The sequence below is a fragment of the Klebsiella sp. JB_Kp004 genome (assembly GCF_040065795.1).
GTDB classification, from domain to species: domain Bacteria; phylum Pseudomonadota; class Gammaproteobacteria; order Enterobacterales; family Enterobacteriaceae; genus Klebsiella; species Klebsiella quasipneumoniae.
Genome location: NZ_JBEAKW010000043.1, coordinates 97,550 through 118,985, shown reverse-complemented (window position 1 = coordinate 118,985; position 21,436 = coordinate 97,550). Strand labels below are relative to the sequence as shown.

The 21,436-nt window shown below is 59.4% G+C and carries 24 protein-coding genes and 2 pseudogenes; 18 read left to right on the top strand and 8 right to left on the bottom strand.

Going from position 1 to position 21,436, the window contains the following annotated elements:
* Positions 1–7: 7 nt before the first annotated feature.
* Together mrkB and mrkA are read right to left on the bottom strand one after the other, a co-directional pair.
* Positions 8–709 (bottom strand): type 3 fimbria chaperone MrkB, encoded by a 702-nt coding sequence (gene mrkB / locus ABLX76_RS19040; protein WP_050533776.1) that lies wholly within the window; start codon positions 707–709, stop codon positions 8–10.
* Between the two features lie 95 nt (positions 710–804).
* Positions 805–1,413, bottom strand: coding sequence for a type 3 fimbria major subunit MrkA (mrkA, locus tag ABLX76_RS19035; RefSeq protein ID WP_000756959.1), 609 nt, complete (start codon positions 1,411–1,413; stop codon positions 805–807).
* 705 nt (positions 1,414–2,118) lie between these two features.
* Between mrkA and ABLX76_RS19030 the strand changes: the two genes are divergently transcribed.
* Positions 2,119–2,328 (top strand): DUF1471 domain-containing protein, encoded by a 210-nt coding sequence (locus ABLX76_RS19030; protein ID WP_002916131.1) that lies wholly within the window; start codon positions 2,119–2,121, stop codon positions 2,326–2,328.
* A 95-nt stretch (positions 2,329–2,423) separates the two neighbouring features.
* Here the strand turns inward: ABLX76_RS19030 and ABLX76_RS19025 are convergent, their stop codons facing one another.
* Positions 2,424–3,320: an EamA family transporter gene (locus ABLX76_RS19025; protein WP_023290933.1), complete on the bottom strand. Its 897-nt coding sequence runs from the start codon at positions 3,318–3,320 to the stop codon at positions 2,424–2,426.
* A gap of 81 nt (positions 3,321–3,401) precedes the next feature.
* On the opposite strand from ABLX76_RS19025, the gene ABLX76_RS19020 reads away from it, so the two are divergent.
* Positions 3,402–3,908 (top strand): MarR family transcriptional regulator, encoded by a 507-nt coding sequence (locus ABLX76_RS19020; RefSeq protein WP_101977720.1) that lies wholly within the window; start codon positions 3,402–3,404, stop codon positions 3,906–3,908.
* Here the strand turns inward: ABLX76_RS19020 and ABLX76_RS19015 are convergent.
* Positions 3,905–4,861, bottom strand: a complete 957-nt coding sequence (locus ABLX76_RS19015) for a nickel/cobalt transporter (RefSeq protein ID WP_348875076.1) — start codon at positions 4,859–4,861, stop codon at positions 3,905–3,907. The genes ABLX76_RS19020 and ABLX76_RS19015 overlap by 4 nt on opposite strands.
* A 399-nt stretch (positions 4,862–5,260) precedes the next feature.
* Here ABLX76_RS19015 and ABLX76_RS19010 point away from each other — a divergent pair, with 399 nt between their 5' ends.
* On the top strand, positions 5,261–5,506 hold the full coding sequence (locus ABLX76_RS19010) for a hypothetical protein (protein WP_348875075.1): 246 nt from the start codon (positions 5,261–5,263) through the stop codon (positions 5,504–5,506).
* 348 nt (positions 5,507–5,854) lie between these two features.
* Here the strand turns inward: ABLX76_RS19010 and ABLX76_RS19005 are convergent, their stop codons facing one another.
* Positions 5,855–6,115 carry a hypothetical protein gene (locus ABLX76_RS19005; protein WP_261902048.1) on the bottom strand — a complete coding sequence of 87 codons (261 nt, stop codon included), beginning with the start codon at positions 6,113–6,115 and terminating at the stop codon, positions 5,855–5,857.
* Positions 6,116–6,283: 168 nt separating this feature from the next.
* On the opposite strand from ABLX76_RS19005, the gene fimB reads away from it, so the two are divergent.
* The 10 genes and pseudogenes from fimB to ABLX76_RS18955 all read left to right on the top strand — a co-directional run.
* Positions 6,284–6,889 (top strand): type 1 fimbria switch DNA invertase FimB, encoded by a 606-nt coding sequence (gene fimB / locus ABLX76_RS19000; protein ID WP_023290937.1) that lies wholly within the window; start codon positions 6,284–6,286, stop codon positions 6,887–6,889.
* A 452-nt stretch (positions 6,890–7,341) separates the two neighbouring features.
* Positions 7,342–7,950 carry a type 1 fimbria switch DNA invertase FimE gene (gene fimE / locus ABLX76_RS18995; protein WP_044524645.1) on the top strand — a complete coding sequence of 203 codons (609 nt, stop codon included), beginning with the start codon at positions 7,342–7,344 and terminating at the stop codon, positions 7,948–7,950.
* 479 nt (positions 7,951–8,429) lie between these two features.
* Positions 8,430–8,978 carry a type 1 fimbrial major subunit FimA gene (fimA, locus tag ABLX76_RS18990; RefSeq protein ID WP_004205364.1) on the top strand — a complete coding sequence of 183 codons (549 nt, stop codon included), beginning with the start codon at positions 8,430–8,432 and terminating at the stop codon, positions 8,976–8,978.
* A gap of 71 nt (positions 8,979–9,049) precedes the next feature.
* Positions 9,050–9,586 (top strand): fimbrial protein, encoded by a 537-nt coding sequence (locus ABLX76_RS18985; protein ID WP_348875074.1) that lies wholly within the window; start codon positions 9,050–9,052, stop codon positions 9,584–9,586.
* A gap of 94 nt (positions 9,587–9,680) precedes the next feature.
* On the top strand, positions 9,681–10,340 hold the full coding sequence (locus tag ABLX76_RS18980; RefSeq protein WP_223822580.1) for a fimbria/pilus periplasmic chaperone: 660 nt from the start codon (positions 9,681–9,683) through the stop codon (positions 10,338–10,340).
* Positions 10,341–10,421: 81 nt separating this feature from the next.
* Positions 10,422–13,034, top strand: a complete 2,613-nt coding sequence (locus ABLX76_RS18975) for a fimbrial biogenesis usher protein (RefSeq protein ID WP_348875072.1) — start codon at positions 10,422–10,424, stop codon at positions 13,032–13,034.
* A 10-nt stretch (positions 13,035–13,044) separates the two neighbouring features.
* Complete coding sequence (locus tag ABLX76_RS18970; RefSeq protein WP_023290941.1) at positions 13,045–13,572, top strand: fimbrial protein; 528 nt, start codon at positions 13,045–13,047, stop codon at positions 13,570–13,572.
* 27 nt (positions 13,573–13,599) lie between these two features.
* Positions 13,600–14,085 carry a fimbrial protein gene (locus ABLX76_RS18965; protein WP_074442688.1) on the top strand — a complete coding sequence of 162 codons (486 nt, stop codon included), beginning with the start codon at positions 13,600–13,602 and terminating at the stop codon, positions 14,083–14,085.
* A gap of 17 nt (positions 14,086–14,102) precedes the next feature.
* Complete coding sequence (locus ABLX76_RS18960; RefSeq protein ID WP_049013376.1) at positions 14,103–15,008, top strand: fimbrial protein; 906 nt, start codon at positions 14,103–14,105, stop codon at positions 15,006–15,008.
* Between the two features lie 41 nt (positions 15,009–15,049).
* Positions 15,050–15,211, top strand: a pseudogene (locus ABLX76_RS18955) (fimbrial protein); the annotation flags it as partial.
* 65 nt (positions 15,212–15,276) lie between these two features.
* Here the strand turns inward: ABLX76_RS18955 and ABLX76_RS18950 are convergent.
* Both ABLX76_RS18950 and yjdI read right to left on the bottom strand, forming a co-directional pair.
* The gene (locus ABLX76_RS18950; protein ID WP_002916201.1) at positions 15,277–15,549 is read right to left on the bottom strand and encodes a GNAT family N-acetyltransferase; all 273 of its coding nucleotides are present in this window, start codon (positions 15,547–15,549) and stop codon (positions 15,277–15,279) included.
* 11 nt (positions 15,550–15,560) lie between these two features.
* Entirely contained in the window at positions 15,561–15,791 is a 231-nt protein-coding gene (gene yjdI / locus ABLX76_RS18945; RefSeq protein WP_004205354.1) for a 4Fe-4S mono-cluster protein YjdI, read from the bottom strand.
* A 224-nt stretch (positions 15,792–16,015) separates the two neighbouring features.
* On the opposite strand from yjdI, the gene ABLX76_RS18940 reads away from it, so the two are divergent.
* From ABLX76_RS18940 to ABLX76_RS18920, 5 genes and pseudogenes are all read left to right on the top strand, one after another.
* A complete protein-coding gene (locus ABLX76_RS18940; RefSeq protein WP_032454006.1) occupies positions 16,016–16,288 on the top strand; it encodes a YtcA family lipoprotein in 273 nt (90 codons plus the stop codon).
* A gap of 6 nt (positions 16,289–16,294) precedes the next feature.
* The gene (gene mdtN, locus ABLX76_RS18935; RefSeq protein WP_023290946.1) at positions 16,295–17,320 is read left to right on the top strand and encodes a multidrug transporter subunit MdtN; all 1,026 of its coding nucleotides are present in this window, start codon (positions 16,295–16,297) and stop codon (positions 17,318–17,320) included.
* Between the two features lie 12 nt (positions 17,321–17,332).
* Positions 17,333–17,965, top strand: a pseudogene (locus ABLX76_RS18930) (FUSC family protein); the annotation flags it as partial.
* 7 nt (positions 17,966–17,972) lie between these two features.
* Positions 17,973–19,277 (top strand): FUSC family protein, encoded by a 1,305-nt coding sequence (locus ABLX76_RS18925; RefSeq protein ID WP_348875082.1) that lies wholly within the window; start codon positions 17,973–17,975, stop codon positions 19,275–19,277.
* Positions 19,274–20,722 (top strand): MdtP family multidrug efflux transporter outer membrane subunit, encoded by a 1,449-nt coding sequence (locus ABLX76_RS18920; RefSeq protein WP_087848604.1) that lies wholly within the window; start codon positions 19,274–19,276, stop codon positions 20,720–20,722. The genes ABLX76_RS18925 and ABLX76_RS18920 overlap by 4 nt, the downstream gene beginning before the upstream one ends.
* A 249-nt stretch (positions 20,723–20,971) precedes the next feature.
* Here the strand turns inward: ABLX76_RS18920 and ABLX76_RS18915 are convergent, their stop codons facing one another.
* Positions 20,972–21,271, bottom strand: a complete 300-nt coding sequence (locus ABLX76_RS18915; RefSeq protein ID WP_004205347.1) for a DUF1889 family protein — start codon at positions 21,269–21,271, stop codon at positions 20,972–20,974.
* Positions 21,272–21,436 lie beyond the last annotated feature (165 nt).

Below are 21,436 nucleotides of genomic sequence, written 5' to 3'. Positions count from 1 at the left end.
TTTTCCCTTATTTAACGGCCACTTTCACTGCGACATCGGCGCCATAGTCATTAATGTTGTTAACGGTCAGGGTTTCGCCGCGGTTGACGGCGGAGGAGAGCGCCACCGTCTGGCTGGACTGCGGCGCCAGCATCACAGTTTTGCTGTTCAGGGCTTTACCGCCGTCGCGGGAAATACGGCTGACGGTAATGTAGAACGGCGTCGGGTTGTTGATGGCGAGACTGCTGCCGCTGGCGGTCAGGGTCAGCTTCTCGGCCGCCGCATCGCGGTTGCCCAGCCCGGCAGGACGATAAATAAATTTAAAGCGGGAACGGATCGCCAGCTGCAGCACGTTCTGGCCTTCATTTTTCTGATCAGCCACCACCGGCGGAATTTCCAGCAGATTCAGCCACCACAGCGTCTCTTTATCTTTCGCCAGACCGGCGCTGCTGCCGAGCTTAATACGCAGCGTCTGGCCGCTCTTGGCGTCAACGCGCGAAATCGGCGGGGTGATAATAAACGGGGTGGTAATGGTATCCGGTGTGGCATCGGCATCGCCGTTATCCAGCCAGGCCTGCGCCAGCGCCGGACGGTCGGCGTTATTTGAAAGCTGTACCGTTATTTCTTTTTCATTTCCTGGATAAATAAAGCGGGTACCGTTAACAATAATATTGTTGGCATGGGCCGCAAAACTAAAAATGAAACAGAAAAAAAGGGCAATACGCTTCATGCTGACCTCAGAATAAAAATACAAGCGGCGGACATTGCCGCTTTATTATTGTTATTAACTGCCCCATCGCGGGGCAGTTTTATTTTCTGACGGAATTACTGGTAAGTAATTTCGTAAGTCGCGTAGCTGTTTACCACACCGGTGGTCACAGTGGTCGGCGCGCTGGTGGCGTAGCCTACGTAGTAGGTGAAACGCGCGCCATCGGCTACAGCGGAAGCATCGCCTTTCGCTTTCGGCTGAGTGCTGTCACCCGGGATGATTTTGTTGGTCAGCGCGGTAGCGTTGTCAGTAGACAGCACCAGCTGGATGTTCTGAGCACCGGAAGCTTCGGTGTTCGCCAGGTAGCCCTGTTGTTTGCTGGTTGCGCCAGCCAGCAGGTTACCGCCGGTCCAGTTTACGCCCAGTTTGCTTACGTCATCCTGTTTGGTGCCGTCAGCCGCCTGGCAGTTAGAGACGTCAATGGTGAAAGATTTCGGTTTCAGGTAAGTATCCGCTGCTGCCGCTTTAACTTCAGTCAGGGTTACCGGAGACAGGTAAACGTTCGCATCGCTGCCCTGGCCGTTAACAGAAACAGTACAGGATACATCGGTAACTTTACCGAAGAAATTAACCTGGCCGCCGCCAACATTGGTATCAGCTGCATGGGCAGCAGTCATGCCAAAAAACGCGGTTGCCATTGCTGCAGAGAGAAGAACCTTTTTCATTGCCATTTCCTTGTCAGAGTGAATTACGAATCAATGAGCACACTGTGAATTCGCATAGAACCAGAAACATCAGGCGATGCTGATTTATGCCACTGCTAATAGAATCTTCGACTGACCGGGAGCCGCAATATTTAAGGCGTCAGGTAACGAACCAAAAAATATAAGTTCGCTGGTGCTATCGGCGTCAAAGAATGCTATTTATTCGCCGACAAATATACATTTGTTCACGTTTCATTAAGTTATATAACATATACCTAATGGCTATTAATAAATAATTATTGATAGGTGAAAACGGGGTGGTGGTTGTTTACAGCACGGAAAGCCTGGCGCCAGGGCGCGAGAGAAAGGGCCGCCTCAGCATGCCGAAATGGCCGCCAGAGGGCTATTGCGAATCGTCCGAATCCGCCATGACGGCGGTTAAAAACCGCCCAAACAATTCACACAATGAATGGTAACCGCGTAAATGAGGCGCATTCCACACTCTGAGCACAGGCAGTCCGCGTGATATCCCCTGCAGAAATAAATCTATAATGCGTTGTTTTTAAATTAAAAAATAGAGAAAGGTTCATTTCCCCATCATCAAACCGCCATAAAAATGTGATCTAAATCGCACTTTTTGCCACGCGCGTTATAGTTAGCAGGCTTATTATAAGTCCATCGAAAGCAAACACGCTTTCCACCATAAAAGTTAAAAGGACAAACACCATGAAAAACGTAAAATTACTCGCCGCTGCCGGTATGCTCTCCCTGGTCTCTTTCGCTAGCTTCGCTCATCCGGTGAGCGTAACAGCAGATACCCTGGACAGCGCAGAAGCGAAAATCGCGACCATTGCGAAAGAACAAGGCGCTTCCTACCACATCACCGAAGCGTACACCGGCAACCAGGTCCATATGACCGCCGAGCTCTCTAAATAAGCGAATGGTTGCAGAGGGAGCTGCCGGACAGGCCGCCTGCGGGCGGCTGGTCTGGCTCCCGCCGCCTACCCCGCACACAGCAATGTCGAGCCCCGTTATGGGGCTTTTTTCGTTTTTGCCCCCGCCGCCTGGCGCGCCAGCGCGCGCTGAATAGACAATACGCTCGCCAGTACCACGATCAGCCCGACCAGCGCCATCCCCTGGATCGTTTGTCCAAGGAAAATCCACCCCAGCACCACGGCGGTCACCGGGCTCAGCAGGCTCATTGCCGATACCGCCACCGGCGAGAGGCGGCCAATCCCCCGGAACCACAGGCCATAGGCCAGCATGGCGCCCGCCACGCACAGCCACAGATAGCCGGCCGCCTGCAGCGCAGTCACCTGATGCAAAGGGGGGTCAACGATCAGCGCCACTGGCGCCAGCACCACCCCGCCGATCGCCAGCTGCCAGCCGGTTAACGCGACGATCGGCAGGGAGAGCGCCCAGCGGCGGGAGAGCCAGGTGCCCAGCGCCATACTGATCGCCCCGAGAAACGCCGCGCCGATGCCCAGCGGGTCGAGGACGGTGCGCGGCGACAGCAGCAGCATGGCCATACCGAGTATGCCGGCAAGGGCTGAGAATACCGCCAGCCAGGGCGAGCGCTGCCGGTCTACGCACCAGGCGAGAAGCATCACCAGCAGCGGCTGGATCGCGCCAATCACTGCCGCCAGCCCGCCGGGTAAGCGATAGGCGGCGATAAACAACAGCGCCTGAAACGCGCCAATATTTAAGATGCCGGTAACGATAAGCTTTAGCCATTCGCCGCGCTGCGGAAAGCGGCGGCTCCAGATCAGCAGGGCGATACCTGCCGGCAACACCCTCAGCAGTGCGGCAATAAACGGCCGGTCAGGAGGAAGAAACTGGGAGGTGACGATGTAGGTCGTCCCCCAGATAGCGGGCGCCAGCGCCGTGAGCAGCAGGTCGAGCATCAGACTACGCGAGAGAAAAGCCATGATTTTATCTTCACTTCAAGTTAAATTGGTGCCTCAAGTATGTACCCGCAATTATCTTGATATCAAGACAAGTGAGCACTCATGGACAAATCACTGCCGATCGACGCCGTTGATCGGATTCTCGCCCAGTGGCAACGGGAGCGGCCGGACCTCGACTGCAGCCCAATGGGGCCGATTGGCCGTCTGAAACGGTGCGCCATGCTGCTGGAGCCGCAGGTGGAAGTGGCTTTTACGCGCCACGAACTGGTGCGCTGGGAGTTTGACATGCTGGCGACGCTGCGCCGCGCCGGGGCGCCGTTCATTCTTTCGCCGACCCAGCTCTTCTCCACGCTGATGATCACCTCCGGCACCATGACTCATCGCCTGAAGGCGCTGGAAAAACGCGGGTTTATTACCCGCCTGCCCAATCCGGAAGACGCCCGCAGTATGCTGGTCGCCCTGACGCCCGCCGGACGTGAGCGCATCGATGAGGCGGTGGAGACCCATGTCGATAATGAACGGCAGCTGCTGGCGGGGCTCAGCGATGGCGAGCGCCAGCAGCTGGATCAGGCGCTGCGGGTATTGATGCGTCTGCTGGAAAGCCGTTAACAGCCCGCGGCGATAAAGTCGCCGTTAGCGCTGATCGGCACCACGGTGAAAAACAACCCGGCGGCAAAGAGGATCAGCGCCAGCCCGCCGAGGATCTTCACCAGCGGCACCAGCCAGGGCCGCGGACGGCTGGTCGCCGTCAGCCGGTTGACGGTACGGTGACGGGCATAGTGCACCGCCAGCGACAGACCGAGGATCGAGAGCGCGGTGCCCAGCGCCATGGTCATCACCGCGGCGATGCCCCAGCTGACGATCCCCAGCGCGTTGGCGAACAGCAGGATCATAATCGCTCCGCTGCAGGGCCGGGCGCCGATAGCCAGCACCACGCCCAGGCGTGTCTTCCAGTCGGCGCCCTGCAGGTCCTGCCCCACGCCGTGGTGCCCGCAGCCGCACGCGGCATCATGCTGATGCGCCGACCTCAGGGCGCGTATCCTTGTTATACCCGGCCGCAGGCTTTGCAGCGCGCGACAGATAACGTAAACCCCAAAGGCGGCGATGGTCAGGGCGCTGATCTTCTCGACGTACCAGCGGCTGGCGCTGAGATCGCCGGCGGCCAGATTCAGCCCCACCGCGAGAATATAGACAAACAGGATGGCGCTCACGCCCTGCAGCAGGCTGCCGAGAAAAGGCACCACCCGCGCCGCGGTCAGGCTCTCCTGGTTGGTGCTCAGGTAAGTGGTGACGATAAACTTACCGTGGCCCGGTCCGATAGCGTGCAGCACGCCGTAAAGAAATGCGCCCACCAGCAGCCAGACGCCACCGCTGTACTGATGGTTGTTCAACAGCAAAAGGTACATCACCAGATAGCGATGCAGGGTAATTTGCGTTGCGAGGCACCACTGGAGAAAGTCGCTCCAGTGGCTGTGCAAGGTGACGCCGGCGGCCAGCAGAAGAAGGCCGCCGCTCCCGGCGACCAGCAGGCGCCAGTCGCGTTGCGCAATCGGAATCATCATCGTTATGCCATGGTGAAAAGAGATGAACCACCGGACGACAATCTCATACCCGGCGAACAATAGTGCCTGTTTTCAAGGATGGATGATTTATCGGCGTTTTTCTCGTCAATGCTCGAGGTCACAAGGCTCCGCATTATCAGCATCAGCGGGCTCCTGTACCTACCCTCTGCCCTATCTTTGCACAAAGCACTTTACTCTCTTCAGCATACCACAGACGTTTGTTTTTAATGCTGGCCCCCTGAATAACATATAAGAGCAGTCGTTACACGCCTAAAAACAGATAAAAATAAATCAGTTATCGCTATCCCGGCTCTTTATGTACTTTATCATCCTGCGCATCAGGCACGAATATTCATTAACTGCTATTTATTTAATATATGCATTAACAGGACCACTCCGATGAAAAGATGCTTACTCGCCCTGGCGTGCGTCGCGCTGCTGACGCCCTCGCTTTCGGCGCAGGCGACCTGGCGCAGCGACCAGCGCCAGGACGCCCGCGATATCCGCCAGGATAGCCGCGAGCAGGGCCGTGAAACCAAGCAAGAGTGCGTCAGCAACAACAATCAAAGCAACGCCAGCTGCCGTCACGATAAGCGGGAAAACCGCCGCGAAGGTCGTCAGGAAGCCCGCGAAGAAAAATGGTAAGTCAGCCTGCTCCGGCGAATGACAGATCGAGGTCTTCTGCCACCGGAGCCTTTCACTCCGCCTGTGACGCCGGACCGTCGCGTCCAGCCCTGCCTGCTCTTTATTCTTAGCTTGCTGCAGAATATTACCCGCAACCGGTCCGCAGTCCATGGCTACTAATACCCACAGCCTGATATCACCGCTACCGCCGATTACCGCCCGCTGCTACCCCTACACTATTAAGATTAAGCTCAACCCTTTAAATAAGACGTAAAGTGCCCTTACAGAGACAATGGCTATTATCCCCAGGCTTTTTGCATTATGGTTTAATCACTGTTGTAGTTTTGCAGTGAATGCTATCCAGACGGTTCAAGGTTGTATTCTGTCTGAGAAATTACTCATGCCATTCCCGTCGCTGAGATACGGGCGGCCGGCTGGCTGACGCCGTGCCGCCCCGACAGCCGGGAAATAAATCATGACGGCATTGATGGCCGCCTTGCCGTGGCCGGAAGCCAGTGCCTTCATCATCATGTGGGCATCATCAAGAGGATCAGGGATGTACAGGACGTGGAAACCTCCAGGAAAGATTCGCCAGTTCAACCAGCTAACCCTTTCTTTACCCTTCAGCATGCGGCGTCTTATCGCAGGGGATGGCGATAGCCCATGATACTGCGTGCACCCGTAGCAAATAAAAACGTTATCAGCACGCTGTTTAAAAATAAAAAGGCAGTCGCATTTAACAATGACCTGACGCAGGCCTGGAAAGCGTAATATTTGCCTGCCATAAAAGGGAACACCATGACGAATAACGCCGATATTAAAAAAAGGAACTTCCTGACTCAGAATGAAATCGAGTCGCTACTAAAAGCCGCCGATAGCGGTCCCTACGCCGCACGTAATTATTGCCTGACGCTGCTGTGCTTCATCCATGGTCTGCGCGCCAGCGAGATCTGTCGCCTGCGAATATCCGATATCGACCTTGCTTCCCGCTGCGTTTATATCCATCGGCTAAAAAAGGGGTTCTCGACCACCCACCCTTTGCTGAATAAAGAGATCCACGCCCTAAAGCGCTGGCTGGCCATTCGCAACACCTGGCCGCAGGCCGCCAGCGAGTGGCTGTTTCTCTCCCGCAAAGGCAATCCCCTTTCCCGCCAGCAGTTCTATCAGATTATCGCCTCTTCTGGCGACCAGGCGGGATTGCCGCTGGAGATCCACCCGCACATGCTGCGTCACTCGTGTGGCTTTGCGTTGGCCAATATGGGTATCGATACCCGCCTGATCCAGGACTATCTCGGACACCGCAATATTCGCCATACCGTCTGGTATACCGCCAGCAACGCGGGACGCTTCTATGGTATCTGGGACAATACGCGCGACAAACAGCGCCTGTCGCTGCTTCAGTAAGCCTGACGCCACGGATGGCGTTGTACCGCGTTGCGGGGAAATTAAATATCAATAAATTAACCCTCGGTTAATTATGATTACTGTTCCCGCAAGTTCTTATTTAATCCTGCGGTCACCTCGTTCAATTAACCCTGCATAAATTCCGGTTTTGCCGTGACTATTTATTGTTGGCTAAAATCCATCCCGCTATTTTTAAAATCTATCGTTTGAAAAAAACCTTTTATTTTATGCACATGCTATGAAACCCGAGCAGATCTATTGTGGCCTTGCTTAAAATCTCTAAAATTAAGAATTATCGCCAGGCGATATTTTGACTGGCTGTAAATATAATATGCTATCTATGCGTGGTTAATCGCCTTCACCTTGTACCGTTCTCGCATTACGGATCTTTTCCGTCATGGCGTATGGTTTCGCCATGACGACCCCTCACATCTTTTTCAGGAGCAACTATTGTGAACCGACGTCGTTTTCTTACCGCCAAAGAAGTTCAGGCTATGATGCAGGCCGCGCGTCAGGGCGCCACCGGCGAGCGGGACTACTGCCTCATCCTGCTCGCCTTTCGCCACGGGATGCGCATCAGCGAACTGCTGGATCTGCACTATCACGATCTGGATCTACGGGAAGGCCGGGTCAATGTGCGGCGGTTGAAGAACGGTTTTTCGACTATTCACCCGCTGCGCTTTGATGAACGTGAGGCCATTGAGCGCTGGAGTCAGGTCCGCGCCGGCTGGAAAGCGGCGGCCAAAACCGACGCGCTGTTTATCTCCCGTCGCGGTACCCCGCTCTCACGCCAGCAGGCATATCGTATTATTCGCGCCGCCGGGGAAAAGGCAGGTACCGTAACGCAGACCCACCCCCATATGCTGCGTCACGCCTGCGGCTACGAACTGGCGGAAAGAGGGACAGATACCCGTTTGATCCAGGATTATCTCGGTCATCGTAATATTCGACACACGGTACGCTACACCGCCAGCAATGCGGCGCGTTTTGCCGGAATATGGGAAAGAAATAATCTTATTGGAGAAAGCAATGCAGAAGCGGGAATTGATACAACCGATTGAATTTGATTAAAAAAATAAACCGTGAACAGGTCAATTGGGGCCAAACTGTTTATATCATAAAAATGTTTTGACATATTTTGCAACTCACCACGCCATATTTCTGCAAAAAAATTCATAATCATCTGATTTTAAATCATTTTTAAAACATCAATTACGCACTTTTCTCACCCTAACCTCCCGGGGCATCGACGCGCCTTCGCCAGCGGCATCGCTCTTCCTTTCGCACTCCGCCAACAACCACAGATGAAATATCCATATAAACAACATTTATCAGAACTTAACACCATAAAACAAGCGTAATTAAACGAAAATCAGATCATTTATCTCAACGAGTCAAAATGGCCCCAATTGTCTCATCGGTTGGGCGAAAACTGTGCAGAGCCGGCAGCCGGACCACTCGGCTGAAATCTGAAATGCCTGGAAGGCACAACGGCTGCCAATCCGGTTCGTTATTTCGACATCGTTCAAAGGAAAACAGTATGAAAATCAAAACACTGGCAATGATTGTTGTGTCAGCCCTGTCTCTGAGCTCCGCGGCGGCCCTGGCCGATACCACCACGGTTAACGGCGGGACCGTCCATTTTAAAGGGGAAGTCGTTAACGCGGCCTGTGCGGTGGATGCCGGCTCTATCGATCAAACCGTCCAGTTGGGCCAGGTGCGTTCCGCGAAGCTGGCCACGGCGGGGAGCACCAGTTCGTCCGTCGGTTTCAACATTCAGCTGGATGATTGCGACACCACGGTAGCAACCAAAGCGTCCGTCGCCTTCGCCGGTACGGCTATCGACAGCAGCAATACCACCGTTCTGGCGCTGCAAAACTCTGCCGCCGGCAGCGCGACCAACGTCGGCGTGCAGATCCTCGACAACACCGGCACGCCGCTGGCGCTGGACGGCGCCACCTTCAGCGCAGCCACCACCCTGAATGACGGCACCAACATCATTCCGTTCCAGGCGCGTTACTACGCCACTGGCGCCGCGACCGCCGGTATCGCGAACGCGGACGCCACCTTCAAAGTGCAGTACGAGTAAGGCAACCATCAGGCAAGGAAGCCATCCGGGCCAGGAGGGCCCGCGCTTAATTTTGCAACCGGGGTGAAACGATGCAGGGAATGAAATCGGGTCTGCTACTGCTGCTGCCTCCGCTGGCGCTGGCCGGTAATCAGTGGAACGTCACGCTGCCGGGAGGGAGCATGCGCTTTCAGGGCTTGATCATGGCCAGTTCCTGCCGCGTTGAAGCCGGCGATCGGCAGATGACGGTCAATCTGGGACAGATCAGCAGTAACCGGTTTCACGACGTGGGCGAAGACAGCAACCCGATCCCTTTCGCGATTCATTTACAGGATTGCAGTACGGCGGTCAGCCAGCATGTCGGGGTGGCATTTCACGGCGTGGCTGACGGCAAAAACCCCGACGTGCTGTCGGTGGGTGAAGGCCCGGGGATCGCCAGCGGGATCGGCATCGCGCTGTTCGACAGTCACGGCCAGCAGCTGCCTCTCAATCGTCCGCCGGATCGCTGGGTGCCGCTCTACCGCGGACCGACGACGCTAAATTTCGTCGCCAAATATCGGGCGACCGGACGCCAGGTCATCGGCGGCGCGGCCAACGCCCAGGCCTGGTTCTCATTAACCTATCAGTAATCAACCCGCAGACCAGCAGGACAACACCGTGAGCAGACAAGGAGATAATGTGAGAAAAACGGCAACGACGATACGCGGCATACTGACGGGATGTATGCTTTTCGCCGCCGGCGCGTTGAGCGCCAGCGCGCACGCGGGCGTCGCGCTGGGCGCGACCCGGGTCATCTACCCGGCGGGTCAGAAACAGGTCCAGCTGGCGGTCACCAATAACGACGACAACAGCACCTGGCTTATTCAGTCATGGGTGGAAAATGCCGATGGGCAGCGAGACGGCCGGTTTGTTATCACTCCCCCCCTGTTTGCCATGCAGGGCAAAAAAGAGAACACCCTGCGCATTATCGACGCGACCAATAACCAGCTGCCGCAGGATCGGGAAAGCCTGTTCTGGATGAACGTGAAGGCCATTCCTTCAATGGATAAATCGAAGCTCAGCGACAACACCCTCCAGCTGGCGATTATCAGCCGCATCAAGCTCTACTACCGACCGGCAAAACTGGCCCTGCCCCCGGATCAGGCGCCGGACAAGCTGACCTTTAGCCGCAACGGATCGTCGCTAACGCTGACGAATCCCACCCCCTATTACCTGACGGTGACCGAACTGAACGCCGGAACGCGCATTCTGGAAAACGCCCTGGTGCCGCCGATGGGCAAAACCAGCGTCAAGCTGCCCGCGGATGCCGGCGGCACCATCACCTATCGCACCATTAACGATTACGGCGCGCTGACGCCGAAAATGAATGGCGTACTGCGTTAACTCTGGTGTGCCCCGCCGCGCGGGCCACGCTGCGCATGACCAGAAGCACTGACTGCCGGGCAACGTCGGACCGGAGGGATTATGTCACATCGAAAATATGGACTGGGCCATGGGGGTCGCCGAAGCGCCCGGCGCCTGATTACACCGGCGCTGACGCTGTGGCTCTGCTCGCAGCCGTTTGCCGCGCAGGCGGACCTCTATTTTAACCCCCGCTTTTTAGCTGACGATCCGGCGGCGGTGGCAGACCTGTCGGGATTTGAAAAAGGCCAGGAGGTCCCGCCGGGCACCTATCGCGTCGATATTTATCTCAATAACGGCTATATGACTACCCGGGACGTTACTTTCCAGGCCGATGCGCAGGGCCATGGCCTGTCGCCCTGCCTGACCCGCGGCCAGCTGGCGAGCATGGGGGTGGATACCGGACGGGTGACGGGCATGGCGGCCCTGGACAGTAAGGCCTGCGTGCCGCTAACGACGCTCATCAGCGAAGCCACCACCCGCTTCGATGTCGGCCAGCAGCGCCTGTATCTCACCGTACCCCAGGCGTTTATGGGCAGCCACGCCCGCGGCTATATTCCGCCGGAGCTATGGGATAACGGCATCACCGCCGGGCTGATTAACTATAACTTCACCGGCAATAACGTTCATAACGCCACCGGGGGGAACAGCCGTTACGCCTATCTGAATCTGCAGAGCGGGCTGAACCTCGGCGCCTGGCGCCTGCGCGATAACAGCACCTGGAGTTACAGCAGCGGCGGCAGCGCCTCATCCAATGAGAACCGCTGGCAGCACGTCAACAGCTGGCTTGAGCGGGACATCATTCCCCTGCGGTCGCGGCTTACCCTCGGGGATAGCTACACCAACGGCGATGTCTTCGACGGGATCAACTTCCGCGGCGCGCAGCTGGCCTCCGATGACAATATGCTGCCGGACAGCCAGAAAGGCTTCGCGCCGGTGATCCACGGGATCGCCCGCGGCACCGCGCAGGTGTCAGTCAAACAAAACGGCTACGAAATCTACCAGAGCACGGTGCCGCCGGGGCCGTTTACCATCGACGATCTCTACGCCGCGGGCAACGGCGGCGATCTGCAGGTCACCATTAAAGAAGCGGATGGCACCCGCCAGGTCTTCAGCGTGCCCTGGTCAACGGTGCCGGTGCTGCAGCGCGAAGGCCATACCCGCTTCACCCTCTCCGCCGGGGAGTACCGCAGCGGCAACAGCCAGCAGGAAACGCCCGATTTTTTCCAGAGCACGGCCATGCATGGCCTGCCGGCCGGCTGGACCCTGTACGGCGGCGCCCAGCTGGCGGACCGCTATCGCGCCTTTAACCTCGGGGTGGGGAAAAACATGGGCTATTTCGGCGCCTTGTCGCTGGATATCACCCAGGCCAACGCCACCCTGCCTGACGACAGCGAGCATCAGGGACAGTCGGTGCGTTTTCTCTATAACAAGTCACTGGATGAGACCGGCACCAACCTGCAGCTGGTGGGCTACCGCTACTCCACCCGCGGCTACTATAACTTTGCCGATACCACCTACCGCCGGATGAGCGGCTACAGCGTGGAAACTCAGGACGGGGTTATCCAGGTGAAACCCAAATTTACCGACTACTACAATCTGGCTTACAGCAAACGCGGCAAGGTGCAGCTGAGCGTGACCCAACAGCTGGGGCGTACCGCCACCCTCTATCTGAGCGGCAGCCACCAGACTTACTGGGGCACCGACGATGCCGATGAGCAACTGCAGGCCGGCCTCAACGCCGCCGTAGACGATATCAACTGGTCGCTAAGCTACAGCCTGACGAAAAACGCCTGGCAGCAGGGACGCGATCTGATGCTGGCGGTTAACGTCAATATCCCCTTCAGCCACTGGCTGCGTTCCGATAGCCGTTCGGTCTGGCGGCACGCCAGCGCCAGCTACAGCCTGTCGCACGATCTCAATGGCCGCATGACCAATCTGGCGGGCCTGTACGGCACCCTGCTGGAAGACAACAACCTCAGCTATAGCGTGCAAACCGGCTATGCCGGCGGCGGCAACGGCGACAGCGGGAGTACCGGCTATACCGCGCTCAACTACCGCGGCGGCTACGGCAACGCCAACGTCGGCTACAGCCGCAGCGATGGCTTTAAACAGCTTTACTACGGGGTCAGCGGCGGCGTGCTGGCGCACGCCAACGGCATCACCTTGAGCCAGCCGCTGAACGATACCGTGGTGCTGGTGAAAGCCCCCGGCGCCGGCGGCGTGAAGGTGGAAAACCAGACCGGGGTTCGCACCGACTGGCGCGGATATGCCGTCCTGCCGTATGCCACCGAGTATCGCGAAAACCGGGTCGCGCTGGACACCAACACCCTGGCGGACAATGTAGACCTTGACGATGCGGTGGTCAGCGTGGTGCCTACCCATGGGGCGATCGTCCGCGCCAGCTTTAACGCCCAGGTGGGGATGAAGATCCTGATGACGCTGACCCATCGCGGCAAACCGGTGCCGTTTGGTGCCCTCGCCACCAGCGACAGCAACCAGAGCGGCAGCATCGTCGCGGATAACGGTCAGGTCTACCTCAGCGGGATGCCGCTGGCGGGTAAGGTGCGGGTGAAATGGGGCGATGGCCCCGACGCCCAGTGCGTGGCCGATTATCGTCTGCCGCCGGAGAGCCGGCAGCAGACGCTCAGCCAGCTGTCCGTCGCGTGTCGCTAAGGAGATGAAGATGAGAACACCGCAGTATCTGCTGGGCGCCCTGCTCACGCTGGCCGCGCCGCTGGCCTTCGCTGCCGACAGCACGATCGCCATCAGCGGCTATGTGCGCGACAACGCCTGCGCGGTGGCCGGAGAGTCGAAGGAGTTCACCGTCGATTTGCAGGACAACGCCGCGAAACAGTTTTACGCCGTCGGGGCGACGACCCCGCCGGTGCCGTTCCGTATCGTGCTGTCGCCCTGCGGCACTTCCGTCACCGCGGTGAAGGTCGGCTTCACCGGCGTGGCGGACAGCGTCAATACCAGCCTGTTAAAACTCGACGCCGGCGCCTCGGCGGCGGCGGGAATGGGGGTGGAGATTCTCGACCAGCAGCAGTCCCGGCTGCCCGTCAATGCCCCGTCGTCAGCCATCGCCTGGACCACGCTGACGCCGGGCCAGACCAACATCCTGAACTTTTACGCCCGTCTGATGGCCACCCAGGTGCCCGTCACCGCCGGGCATGTCAATGCGACAGCGACATTCACCCTGGAATTTCAGTAAGCGGAGGCTGCAATGAAATGGACCCACGTGGGCTGGCTGCTGGCCGGCCTGTTAACCGCGAGCCCTTACCTGCGGGCGGCCGATGTCACCCTCACCGTCAACGGGAAGGTGGTGGCCAGACCCTGCACGGTCTCCACCGTCAATGCCACCGTCGAGCTGGGCGATCTTTACACCTTCAGCCTGATCGGCGCGGGCTCGGCATCGGCCTGGCACAGCGTGGCGCTGGATCTCAGCAACTGCCCCGTCGGTACCTCACGGGTGAAGGCCACCTTCAGCGGGACCGCGGACAGCACCGGCTATTACAAAAACCAGGGGACGGCAGGCAATATTCAGCTCGAACTGCAGAGCGAGGACGGCGCCACGCTGAACAACGGCAGCAGCCAGTCGGTACAGGTGGATGAGGCCAGCCAGTCCGCCCGCTTCCCGCTGCAGGTCAGGGCCCTGTCGGTCAACGGCGGCGCCACGCAAGGCACCATTCAGGCGGTGATTAACGTCACCTATACCTACGCCTGAGCCAGGAGAGCATCATGATGAAAAAAATTATTCCCCTGTTCACCACCCTGCTGCTGCTGGGCTGGTCGATAAACGCCTGGTCCTTCGCCTGCAAAACGGCCACCGGCGCGACGATCCCCATCGGCGGCGGCTCAGCCAACGTCTACGTTAACCTGACCCCGGCGGTCAACGTCGGGCAAAACCTGGTGGTCGACCTCTCCACGCAGATTTTTTGCCATAACGACTATCCGGAAACGATCACTGACTACGTGACCCTGCAGCGCGGATCCGCCTATGGCGGCGTGCTGTCGAGTTTCTCTGGCACCGTGAAATATAACGGCACCTCTTACCCCTTCCCGACCACCACGGAAACGGCGCGGGTGATTTACGATTCACGGACCGATAAGCCCTGGCCCGCCGTCCTGTATCTGACGCCGGTCAGCACCGCCGGCGGGGTGGCGATCACCGCAGGATCGTTGATCGCGGTGCTGATCCTGCATCAGACCAACAACTACAATAGCGACTCCTTCCAGTTCATCTGGAACATCTACGCCAATAACGACGTGGTGGTCCCCACCGGCGGCTGCGATGTCTCTGCCCGCGATGTCACCGTCACCCTCCCCGACTACCCGGGCTCCATGGCCGTGCCGCTCACGGTGCACTGCGCGCAGAGCCAGCAGCTGGGGTATTACCTCTCCGGCGCCACCGCGGACAGCGCCCACGCGATCTTCACGAACACCGCCTCCGCCTCGCCGGCGCAGGGGATAGGCGTCCAGCTTACCCGCAACGGCAGCGCCGTGCCGGCGAACAGCACGGTCTCGCTGGGCACCGTCGGAACCTCGCCGGTCAATCTCGGCCTGACGGCGACCTACGCCCGGACCACAGGCCAGGTCACCGCCGGTAATGTGCAGTCGATCATCGGCATTACCTTTGTCTATCAATGATGACCGATGACATCCTCTCTTCCTGCTCGCTGGCCGCCCGGGGGTTGAACCAGCGGTTGCTGAACGCGGCGAAGCGGCTGGCGGGGGTAAAAAAGCGGGTGGAATATCACCCGCATATGGCCCCTCGCTTTCCGCACAGGTAGCCGCCTCGTTCATCAGCAAACTCACGGTCGGCGTTTGAACAGGCATGGGAGGAAGCGATGAGTGACTAATGGCGCGGATGCGCTGGCGAGTGAAAAGCGCACCGGTTTACACCGGTGCCGGTACGTCAGGCGCGAATATCGTCGTATTCGCGGGTGTTATCGAATTCATGTTTGGCAAACGGGCAGAGTGGAATAATCTTCCGCTGCTCCTGGCGCATTTTTTCCACCACCTTCGCCACCAGCTGTTTCCCCACGCCCTGGCCTTTCAGGCTGGGATCGACATCGGTATGTTCGATAATGCTGAGGTGTTCGCCGGTGGGAACAAAAACAATCTCCGCGACCTGGTTACCCTGCGCGTCGTTAACATAAAATTTGTTGTGCCCTTCCAGTATTTCCATCTTCTCCTCGCTTATTTATGACGATATTGCAGGGCGCCGCTCGGGCAGGTATCGATCACCTTCACCACCGTCGCGACATCCACTTCATCCGGGATGATCCACGGCTTACGCTTGAGATTGAACAGCTTCGCGCTGCCGCGCACGCAGTTCCCGGAATGCTGACAGATCGCCGTATTAAAGTAGACGTCGATTTTCTCCCCGGTGTAGGCCCGGTAGCCGGCTTCCAGTAATTCCTTATCCATGACATTGCCTCGGTCTTGTTTTATGACTTTCAGGCTAAGCATAGTCCTCCCCGTGACGGCTGACTATGCGCAAGTCGGTAATGGGCGTCAGGAGAGGGATTTGGCGCATCCTCCCGCTCTTCCGGCGCGCACGGATCCCGCAGTCAACGAACGGTTGACTTTCATTCCCGCAACGAGGCGATTACACTCATGACACACTGGTAAGAGCACTCAGGGATGTTCCATTGAATCATATTGCCACCATAGCCCGCCCGGCGCGGCTACTGCTCGTCTTGCCGCTCACCGGCTGCTCACTCTCACCAGCGATCCCGGTATTGGGCGCCGCGTTCCCCGGCTGGTTTTTCTGCTTGTTGGGCGGCGCGTTTTTACTCATCCCCTGCCATATCCTGATTACCCGTAACGGCTGGCAGCCGCGCTTTTCTCCCCTGGTCTTCAGCTATGTCGCGCTGATGTTCCTGTTCGCCACGCTGCTGTGGTTTCTGTTTTTTGTTCACTGATCGCTTATGACTACTTCCCGCACTCCCCTGTTACGCAAGAAATGGCCTCTGCTGGCGCTGGTCCTCGCCGCCATCCTGGCGCTGATCCTGGTTATCTGGCAGTTGCAAACGTCGCCGGAGACCAATGACGCCTATGTCTATGCCGATACCATCGATGTGGTGCCCGAGGTCAGCGGACGCATCGTGGAGATGCCCATCCGCGATAACCAGCGGGTGAAAAAAGGCGATCTGCTGTTCCGCATCGACCCCCGTCCCTATCAGGCGATGCTCGATGACGCGAAAGCCCGGCTGACGACCCTCGACGCGCAGATTATGCTGACCCAGCGCACCATCAAAGCGCAGGAGTATAACGCCCAGTCGGTAGCGGCCGCCGTCGAGCGCGCCAGAGCGCTGGTCAAGCAGACCACCTCCACGCGCATCCGCCTTGAACCGCTGGTGCCGCAGGGGTTTGCCTCGCAGGAAGATCTCGATCAGGCGCGCACCGCCGAGAAAGCGGCCCGGGCGGAGCTGGAAGCCACGCTGCTGCAGGCCAGACAGGCCTCGGCGGCCGTGACCGGCGTGGATGCCATGGTGGCGCAACGCGCCGGGATCCTGGCGCAAATCGCCCTCGCCGAACTGCATCTGGAATTTACCGAAGTGCGCGCGCCGTTCAACGGCGTGGTAGTGGCGCTGAAAACCACCGTCGGCCAGTACGCCTCGGCGCTGAAGCCGGTCTTCACCCTGCTGGATGACGACCGCTGGTATGTGATCGCGAACTTCCGCGAGACCGATCTGAACAACGTGCGCCCCGGCGTGGCGGCGCGGATCACCGTGATGACCAACCACAACCGGACCTTTAACGGGGTGGTCGATTCGGTCGGCTCCGGGGTCCTGCCCGAAGGCGGGAGCGTCATCGAAGGCCTGCCGCTGATCCAGAAAAGCATTAACTGGGTCCACGTCTCGCAGCGCTTCCCGGTGAAAATCGCCGTCAGCGATCCCGATCCGGCTCTGTTCCGCATGGGCGCCTCGGCCAGCGCCGTGCTGCAGCCGTAGCCGGGCGACGCAATGTTTCCTCTCGCCCATTTTTTACGCCAGGAACTGCGCGACGCGCCGGGACGCGCCAGCTACACGCTGCGCCTGACGCTGAGCTGTGCGGTGCTCATCACCCTGTTCATGACCCTGCAGATCCCCTTCCTGGCCGTCGCGCTGATCGTCGTGTTCTACGTCAGCCAGCCTAACGTGTTGATGATTAAGTTAGTCAGCGTGGTCTTTTTTGTCACCGTCAGCGTGGCGCTCGGCGGCGTGCTGCTGATCATCAAGTGGACCTATGACTACCCGCTGATCCGCCTGGCGGCCTCCGTGGCGCTCTTTTTCTGCGCCATCTATCTGATGCGGGTGCTGGGCAAGCTGGGACTGGCCTTTTTCGTGGTGGCGCTGGCGGTGATTTACGCCCAAACCTTCCCGTCGATGACCAGCCAGAGCGAGATCCTGGTGCGGCTGCTGCTCTGGCTGTGGGTGGCGATTAACACCGCGATCCTTGTCACCCTGCTGGTCAACGCCTGTTTTCAGCAGGCCTTTCCCGGCAACCAGTTTAAGGCGCGTCTGGCGGAGATGCTGCAGTCGGGGGCCCGCCCCCGGGGGCCCCCCCGCCCCGGGCGGAGAAACGCCACCGACCTTCGGCGAGACCGCCGCGCAATTCAACCAGCTGCAGTCGCTGTTCGCCCAGGCCTGTCGGGCGACGCCGGAGATCGCCGCCGATCCGCAGGCCTGGCGCTCGCGGCTGGCCGCCACCCTGCGCTGCTACCAGCTGGCGGCGCTGCTGCAAGCGGACGAGGCCGATAGCGACGATCGCCTGCTGCTGTCGCAGGCGGTACTGCAGCTGAAGAGCGCCCTTAGCGAGGGGCCGTTTGACGGCGCCATTCCCCCCCTGGCGCTCAGCGGCCGCGGCGCCAATCGCGCCGTTCTGCAGGAGATGGCTGCCCTTCTGCAGCAGCTGGCCCAGGGTGAGCCGGTGGCCCTGCCGCAGGGCGAGGTGGAAAAACCGCCTCTGCTGGCGCCGGACGCCTGGCGCAACCCGGCTTATCTCCATTTTGCGCTCAAGACCCTGCTGGCGACGCTAATCTGCTATGTCTTCTATACCGCTGCCGACTGGCAGGGGCTGCACACCATTATGCTGAGCTGCGTGATCGTCGCCCAGCCCGGGCTGGGCGCCACGATGCAGAAGACGTGGCTGCGCATCGGCGGCGCGCTGCTCGCCACTCTGCTGGCGCTGCTGTTAATCGTCTTTGTCCAGCCCTGGACCGACTCGCTGTCGGGGCTGCTGGCGATGTCCCTGCCGGTGCTGGCGCTGGCGGCCTGGATTGCCGCCGGCTCGGAGCGTATCGCCTACGCCGGGATCCAGATTGGTTTCACTTTTGCGCTGGCCTTCCTCAGCTGGTTTGGTCCGCTGACAAATCTCACCGAGCTGCGGGACCGGGTGCTGGGCATCCTGCTTGGGGTGCTGGTCTCCTCCATTGTCCATTTGTATCTCTGGCCGGACAGCGAAGCGCCGCAGCTGAAATCGCGCCTCGCCGGACTCTATCGCCGGCTGGCGGACTGCCTCGCCGCCCCGCACGATGCGGTGCCGCTGGCCCCTCTGTTTGTCGCCTTCACCGACAGCGAAGCGCTGATCCATCGGGTTCGCGCCGAACCGCTGGGTACGTATGCCCACCCCTGGCCCCAGGCGAAAGACTGGCCGATGCGCGCCACCCTCGCCCGGGCCGAGGAGATCGCCCGCCTCAGCGAAGGGTACCGGCTCAACGCCGCGCCGGGAGACCCGACCCTGACCCGCTGCGCCGAACAGCTGCGGCGCTACGCCGAACGTATCGAACAGGAGGCGACAGCGCCTGCCGAGCAGCTGGCCGCCGACCTGACTAACCCCTTTGGCCCGGCGCTGGCCGCCGCGCTGGCCGCCCTTCCCGACTGGGGCCCGACACCGATAGCGACTGAGCAACAGGCTAAAACGTCATGATGATCCTTCCTTTCTCCCCGCGGCTGCGCGGCACTCTCCTTACCCTGACGCTGACGCTGCTCAGCGGCTGCGCGCTGATCCAGGACGAGCCAGCCCAGGTCGCCATCGTCAATCCGCAGCAGGCCCAGCTGGCGCAGGTGATCCACCTGGCGAATAGCGACTGGCCGGCAGCCCGCTGGTGGGAGGCCTATAAGGATCCTCAGCTCAATATGCTGATCAACCGGGCGCTGCAGAACTCGCCGACCATGCAGGCCGCCCGGCTGCGCATCTCTCAGTCGCAGTCCACGGTGGAACTCGCTCAGTCGGCGATGGGCCTGCAGGCCACCGCCGTCGCGGCGCAAAATCGCCTGCGGATCACCGACAAATCCTTTAGCTGGCCCTACTCCTACTCCCTGCCGGTGGATAAGAACGGTCCCTGGTATACGCTGAACACCGTTGGCGTCGGGGCGCAGCTGAATATCGATCTCTGGGGAGCCGATCGCGCCCGGGTCGCCGCCGCCATTGGCGAGAAAAACGCCCGGCTGGCGGAGACCGCCGGCATTGAGCTCGACATCGCCAGCAGCGTGGCGCAGCTCTATTTCGCCATGCAGGCGACGTTCCAGAAAATCGCGCTGCTGCAGGACCTGGAAGATATTGCCCAGTTCTCGGTGGCGGCCCACGAGCATCGGACCCAACGCGGCGTGGAAGACAGCGTGGATGTGGCCAACGCCCAGGCCGAGCAGCTCGCCGCCCGCCAGCAGATCATCAGCGCCGAGGGGACGCTGACCCAGTATCGTGAAACCCTGCGGGCGCTGATCGGCGCCGATGCGCAAAGCATGCCGGCGATCCATCCGGTGGCGCTGCCTGCGCTCCAGGAGACGCTGCCGCCGTCGCTCTCTTTCGAGCTGCTGGCCCGCCGCCCGGACCTGCAGGCGCTGCGCGGGTATGTGACCGCCTCCCTGAGCCAGGTCGATGCGGCGAAAGCGGCGTTTTATCCCCATTTTGATATCAAAGCGTTCTGGGGTTATAACGCCCTGAGCGTCGGGGATCTGTTTAAGTCCTCTTTCCAGCAGATCAACCTGCTGCCTGGGCTCTATCTGCCGATCTTCGACGGCGGTCGTCTGAACGCCAATCTGCAGTCGGTGCGCACCGCCAGCAATATACTGATCAAACAGTACAACCAGGCGGTGCTGGACGCGGTTCGCGATGTCGCCATCAGCTCCAGCCAGCTTAACGACCTGAATCAGCAGCGCGCGCTGCAGCAGCTGAAGGTCACCGCGGCGCAGACCACCACCGACAGCGCTCGCGCCCATTATCAGCGCGGCCTGCTCAGCCGCTACGCCGCCGAAGAGGCCCGGCGGGCGGTCCTTGCCCAGCAGCTGTTGCTGCTGGATATTGAGGCCCAGCGGTTGAGCACCGACATTACCCTGATCAAAGCCCTGGGCGGCGGCTACCGCGGCCAGTAACAAAAATGCCTTCCCCGGTGGGGAAGGCATTAAACCGTCTTCAGGGATTGCCCGGCGGCGCTGCGCTTGCGCGGGCCTACGGCCAACCGCATAGCGGTTTGATATTGTCCTCTTTCGTAGGCCGGGTAAGGCGAAAGCCGCCACCCGGCAGAAATACGGGCACAATAATAAACAGGTTTGTGATCAGCCAGAATGCCTTCCCCGGTGGGGAAGGCATTAAACAGAAGACGCGGGGTTCATGCGCGGCGATTACACCAGGGCGCGCAGTTCTTCCCGCATGTAGGTGGAAAAGAATTCCGGATGCTTAATCACCAGCCGTTCGCCGGCGGCGACCCGTTCAGCCCACTCCGCCACTTTGTCGGTAAACCCGGCGCTCCAGCCTTGCTGCTGACCGCGCTCAGCGACGTCGGCCGGGCTGGCTGGCACGCCCAGTTCTTTCAAATATTTGAGAATTCCCTTCGCGGTACTTTCATCCATAGACTGTGGTACTGGCTCAGACGTATTCATACCACCAATAAAATCCAATGCTTTATCAATGACTGCTGGCATAGGTGTGTCCTTATATTAACCACATAGTAAACCTGACTACACTATGGACCGGAAAGCGACGTGATTTCAAAGAACACGCTCACGTTATGGGACATCGCGCATTCAGAAAAGGGGATTTTGCACTGCCGGGGCGGGGGTTGGACAAAAAACAAGCCGGTCCCGCGG